Source organism: Ruegeria sp. CL3 (assembly GCF_056536505.1).
This window is the reverse complement of the sequence record NZ_JBQFPT010000027.1, coordinates 1-5,027: the sequence shown is the minus strand read 5'-3', so window position 1 is coordinate 5,027 and position 5,027 is coordinate 1. Positions and strand designations below refer to the sequence as shown.

Genomic DNA, 5,027 nt, shown 5'->3' with positions numbered 1-5,027 from the left:
AGGCGTCCACGTCCCCTTTTTTGACACCCAAAGGCTTGCGTTACGGTGGGCCTTCAGGTCGGTGGCATCGACCATCACAGTCTTCTCTTCACCGTGTTCGGCAGCCAGACCGGCCATCATCCGGGCGAAGATGCCTTGTTCGTGGCGGCATTCGAACCAGTGGCGTTTGCCACTCACCTCCACCGCTTCCAACGGTTATAGGGCGTTTCCGGGGCTTGCGCGGTCCCACTGGGACCACGATTCCCTTCAACTGTGTGGGCCATAAGCCAAAGGGGCATTCCCTTTGCCAGTATCCCGACCAGATCCACGAGGCCTTCACGCATGACGCAGAGCGCGACGTTTTTGTCTGCCCACAAGGGCACGACCTGAAACTGTGCGCCAATAGCCCGAATAATCGCCGCACTCACCGGGCGCGGTGATAAACCGGCGCAAACACTAGATGTAGTCGGGAGCTTTTTTCACCGATATCGACTGACTATGAGATCGGAACCTAAGCGCCGAACAACTTTCGGATTTTCCGCTTAGTGTTGCGACGGCGATAAGTCCACGTTTTCTGGTAACTTTGAATGAACTGCGCGACCTGCGGGCTAAGATCCGAAGCTTTCCGGATATCTTCGGGCCGATCTTGCCTGATGCTCTGCTCGATAAAGTGTTCGAGCCACCTGAAAAACAGGTCGGGGTAAGCGCGGCCCGGGAAGTACTTTTCCCCCCACTGCACGATTGTTTTGATCTGCCGGAAGGCGTTCTGGTGCAGATTATTTCCGTGTTTGCGGTAGGAGAGAACGATCTTGTTCCCCAGCGAAAAGGTCAACTCGGGGTGTCGCACCATGTGCTGAAACAGGCGCGTCCGCAGAACTATGTCGTCCCCGGTCATCGTGTCATCAAAACCGCCCACAGCCATGAGGGCGTCGCGGCGGAACACCTGACCTTGGATGTAGAAGGAGCCAAGGCTCCTATACTCCAGCTCAATCAGGTCCTGAGCCGTTTCGGGGTGGTTCGCAGGAAGCGGAAGGTGAATGGCATCCGTAATCCGGTGGCCGTTTTCGTCGATCTCGTAGTGACCGGTATTGGCTGCGAAGACGATGTTCCGAGCTTTCGACAAAACCTCGACCGCATCTTTGATACAGTCCGGCATCAGGAGGTCATCCAACGACATCATTGTGACAAGTTCGCCCGACGCTGCGTCCAGAACCTTGTTGAAGTTCGCCGGCACATTGCCGGAATTTTCCTGCTTTATGAAAGTGGTCGGAAAGGGGCTCTTAGCCAGTGCGGCCTCAATCACTTCGACCGAATTATCCGGTGATCCATCGTCCAGGACGATGATTTCGATATTGCGATAGGTTTGTTCGTAGATCGATTGCAGACCCGCCGCAGCAAATCTCGCATGGTTGTAGGAGACGCATAATACAGAACACAAATGAGACATTCAGTTCTCGCTTTTCGGCCTCGTCATGAACGGGACGTTCAATTGAAGCGATTGACCGTCCAGCGCCCATGTCAGCAGGCGCGCAGGATCTCGGGTATGACTCGGTTTTTAACGAGTGATCTATCCAGTTGAGGCCCCATTGGCAAGCTCAGCACTTCTTGTGCCAGACGGCGGGCAATCGGGAAAGCCTCGGCTTTGAGGCACAGATCCGCATAGGCGCCCTGCATGTGCGGCGGGATCGGATAATGGATGAGCGTCCCTACCTTGGCCTCGGCCAGATGCGCCTGCATCTCAGCGCGCATTGTGGTGCGGACAACAAAAAGGTGCCAGACAGGGTCCGCCCAATCGGGCACATGCGGCAGGATCAGGCTGCTGTCCTTCAACCCCTCGAGATAGTCGACGGCGATCGCGCGGCGCCGTTCGGTCCAATCGTCCAGCGCCTTCAACTTTACCCGCAGAACAGCCGCCTGCACGGGATCGAGGCGTGAATTTACGCCGGGCTCTTCGTTGACGTATTTCTCGTGAGAGCCGTAGTTACGCAGTATCGCCACCCGGGCGGCCAGGTCTGCGTCGTTGGTGGTCACCGCCCCGGCATCCCCAAGTGCCCCAAGGTTTTTGCCCGGATAGAAGCTCCAGCAGACGATATCGCCATGCCCGCCAAGCCGCTGCCCCTTGTAGGCCGCACCATGCGCCTGCGCCGCATCTTCGATCACCCGAAGCCCGTGGCGGCTCGCAATCTCGAGGATAGAATCTAGGTCGGCAGGCTGGCCGTAAAGGTGCACCGGAAGCACAGCGCGGGTACGCAGGGTGATGGCCGCTTCGATAAGGGTCGGATCGATATTGTGGGTGGCCGGGTCAGGTTCGACCGGAACCGGTATTGCACCAACACCAGAGACGGCAAGCCAGGTGGCGATATAAGTGTTCGAAGGCACGATAACCTCGTCGCCCGGCCCGATGTCCAGCGCACGCAGGGCCAGTGTCAGAGCGTCTAGTCCGTTGGCCAGCCCCACGGCGAACTTGCTGCCGCAATAAGCGGCCCATTCTGCCTCGAAGGCCTCGACCTCGGGACCGAGGATGTAGAAACCACTGTCTAGCACTCGCGCCACAGCGTCGTCGATTTGTTGCTTCAGCTCTCGGTAGGCCGCGCCCAGATCGAGGAAAGGGATCATTCGACCCCTCCACGCAGCGCGTTCTGAAATTCATTGTAGTCCCGGAAATAGTCGGACTCATCATAGACATGCGAGGCAAGCACCATGCAGACTGCGCCTTGACTGAAGGCATCCATTTCGCGCCAGATCATCCGGTTGACGTAAAGCCCTTTGCGCGGGTCACGCAGCCAGAATTCGGTCTTGGTTTCTCCGTCGTCGATCTTAATGCGGAAACTGCCGGACAGCGCAAAGATGACCTGTTCAAGATCGCGGTGTGCATGGCCGCCACGTTCGGAGTCGACGGGTACGTTGTAAAGGTAATAGACCCGAGCAATGTCGAACGGCAGATGGTTACCCCCTTCCACGAAGGTCAGGTCGCCACGGGGATCATGGATTTGCGGAAGGTCGATGATCCGGACGCTGCCCTGATGCGCGGAAACTCGTGTCATGGAAAGGTCACCCTTTGAGAAGTTTTAGATATGTGGCGCGTAACTCTTCGAACAGCTTGCGCGGATAGTCAAAGAAGATGTCTTGCGCGGTCCTATTGGTCTCGATCATGCCGAGACGGCGATAGAACGCTTCGGCGTGGGTGTTTTCCACCCGGACATCAACCTTGGCCATGCCGAGGTCTAGATGGTCGAAGCCGATGCCAAATGACAAGACGGCACTTTCCAGCGCGGCTTTCCGTGGTTTGTTGGCGTCGAGGATCCAGCTGCCCCAAGTGAATTGGTCTTTTTCGATTTTATACAGGCGTACCAACCCGCAGCGGGTGCCGTCGTGACGTTCGATCACGTAATAAAGCTGCCGACACTGGGCCTCCTGGGCTTTGTAGCCTTCGATCCACTGTCGCTGATCCGCAACCGTACCCGTGACCGGGGACAGGTGCCGATTGTAGTGCGGGTTCGTACGCAGTGAATGCACATAGGGCGCATCAGCGGGCGTGATAAGCCTCAGTCTCAGGTTTGGCCCGACCACTTGGGCAACAGGTGATTTGGTCATGATCCCCTTAGAGCTTGTGGTAGCGCCGCGGTCACACGCGCCACTATAGATGTTTCCGACGCGCTGCACCAGCCATAGCTCCGGTCTCAGACTTAGGCCCGCGGTGGCCCTTTCGGCTTTGCAAGGCCTCATTGAACGGGCGAAACTCTCTGGCGCCGGGGACGTTCTCGAGCTTCTGGAAGCCGGGGTAATCATGCGCGGTGTCGCAACCGGCCAGCTCCGGGCCGCGTGTCTGACCTGGCAGCCAGCGCATCGGGATAATCACGGTCTTATTGTCGTTGTCGTTCAGCAGGCCGCCCCAGTACCCGAAACTGGAATTCGAGCTCACTTGGTGATCGCATTCCGAGATCAGCAGAAGGTCCAAGTGTCCGGCCTCGGTATTGTTCACATCGATGCAGCGCCATTCGATTTGTGGCGGCAGTTTCGGTGCCAGGTGACTGCGCACCCAGTCGATGTCGTCCGAGAAGAAGAAGACCTTCGCCTTATCCTGACCCGAGGCTGAGACGATCTGATCTATGGCAGTTCTGTAGTAATCCTCGCCAAGCATCGCCATGCCGATGCTTACGTAGTCCCCACGACGTACATGGACCGCGATTGACATGGGCGCCTTATGAATATCCGACAGCACATCCCGGTTGGCCTCGTTCAACTCAAGGTCCTTGAAGCGCAGTTCTGAAAGCACCTTGTCTTCGACGTCGGACACGTACTTCCAGTGTTCTGCGTAACCGTCGAAATACAGCGGCTGTGGGTGATCAAAGATGGCCGGGTCGTACCAGTAGGGTTTCGGATTATTGTAGTAGAAATGTCGCTTGTAGAAATCGATCTCGTCCTGCGTGGCGGCGTCCATTTTGATGTTTGGAAACAGCGTACTCAGGGTGAACAAGCGGCTGCTCTTGTTGGAGCAATCCATGCCGTTGGTCTCGAACCACATCAGATCGTATTTAACGACCATGCCGAAGGCCTTCCTGAAACACTCGCCCAACACGTACTTCGTGATTGCCGAGCAGAGCCCACCGTCAACCATGACAATAACTATGGGGTCTTCCCCGCGCGCGCGCAGGATCTCCTCTCCCTTCTGGCGAAGTGAACGGTTCTTTCGTTTAGCGACCAACGAATGCAAGGATTTACGAAGACTGCGAGGCGACATAAGCGTATAGATATGCCATTAAATTTGCCATGACCATGCCAAAATAAAAAACGGCAATTTAAACCTGTTCCGTTCAGCGACGCCGCGATCCAGGCCCGCCTTACCCTGAAGATTTTGTTTAGGATGCCGCTCCGGCCAACGATCGGGTTCGTGCAGATTTTGTTGCGGCTGGTCGGTTTGGATTGGGCGGTCCAGACTAGGTTCAGGCCTCATAGCCAATAGATAACGAGTGCTGCGAGGGCGATTGCTGACAGGAAGACCTTTGGGCACCTGTCGTAGCGGGTTGCCACAGGCCGCCAATCCTTCA

The 5,027-nt window shown here is 56.7% G+C and carries 5 protein-coding genes and 3 pseudogenes; 1 reads left to right on the top strand and 7 read right to left on the bottom strand.

Annotated features, from left to right (window positions below; translation table 11 throughout):
- The 6 genes and pseudogenes from ACR0NO_RS22085 to ACR0NO_RS22060 all read right to left on the bottom strand — a co-directional run.
- Positions 1–209, bottom strand: a pseudogene (locus ACR0NO_RS22085) (hypothetical protein); the annotation flags it as partial.
- A 281-nt stretch (positions 210–490) separates the two neighbouring features.
- The gene (locus ACR0NO_RS22080) at positions 491–1,417 is read right to left on the bottom strand and encodes a glycosyltransferase family A protein (RefSeq protein ID WP_480725703.1); all 927 of its coding nucleotides are present in this window, start codon (positions 1,415–1,417) and stop codon (positions 491–493) included.
- Positions 1,418–1,497: 80 nt separating this feature from the next.
- Positions 1,498–2,595, bottom strand: coding sequence for a DegT/DnrJ/EryC1/StrS aminotransferase family protein (locus ACR0NO_RS22075; protein WP_170681769.1), 1,098 nt, complete (start codon positions 2,593–2,595; stop codon positions 1,498–1,500).
- Positions 2,592–3,023: a sugar 3,4-ketoisomerase gene (locus tag ACR0NO_RS22070; RefSeq protein WP_480725701.1), complete on the bottom strand. Its 432-nt coding sequence runs from the start codon at positions 3,021–3,023 to the stop codon at positions 2,592–2,594. The genes ACR0NO_RS22075 and ACR0NO_RS22070 overlap by 4 nt, the downstream gene beginning before the upstream one ends.
- A gap of 7 nt (positions 3,024–3,030) precedes the next feature.
- Complete coding sequence (locus ACR0NO_RS22065) at positions 3,031–3,573, bottom strand: GNAT family N-acetyltransferase (protein WP_480725700.1); 543 nt, start codon at positions 3,571–3,573, stop codon at positions 3,031–3,033.
- 43 nt (positions 3,574–3,616) lie between these two features.
- Entirely contained in the window at positions 3,617–4,525 is a 909-nt protein-coding gene (locus ACR0NO_RS22060) for an alpha-1,2-fucosyltransferase (protein ID WP_480725698.1), read from the bottom strand.
- A 267-nt stretch (positions 4,526–4,792) separates the two neighbouring features.
- On the opposite strand from ACR0NO_RS22060, the pseudogene ACR0NO_RS22055 reads away from it, so the two are divergent.
- Positions 4,793–4,912: pseudogene (locus ACR0NO_RS22055) on the top strand (transposase); the annotation flags it as partial.
- Positions 4,913–4,929: 17 nt separating this feature from the next.
- On the opposite strand, the pseudogene ACR0NO_RS22050 reads toward ACR0NO_RS22055, so the two are convergent.
- Positions 4,930–5,027, bottom strand: a pseudogene (locus ACR0NO_RS22050) (IS5/IS1182 family transposase); the annotation flags it as partial.

What these genes read in the sequence shown, in the direction of transcription:
- ACR0NO_RS22075 (WP_170681769.1), bottom strand. Translation starts at nt 2,595, where the DNA reads ATGATCCCTTTCCTCGATCTGGGCGCGGCCTACCGAGAGCTGAAGCAA.
- ACR0NO_RS22070 (WP_480725701.1), bottom strand. Translation starts at nt 3,023, where the DNA reads ATGACACGAGTTTCCGCGCATCAGGGCAGCGTCCGGATCATCGACCTT.
- ACR0NO_RS22065 (WP_480725700.1), bottom strand. Translation starts at nt 3,573, where the DNA reads ATGACCAAATCACCTGTTGCCCAAGTGGTCGGGCCAAACCTGAGACTG.
- ACR0NO_RS22060 (WP_480725698.1), bottom strand. Translation starts at nt 4,525, where the DNA reads ATGGTCGTTAAATACGATCTGATGTGGTTCGAGACCAACGGCATGGAT.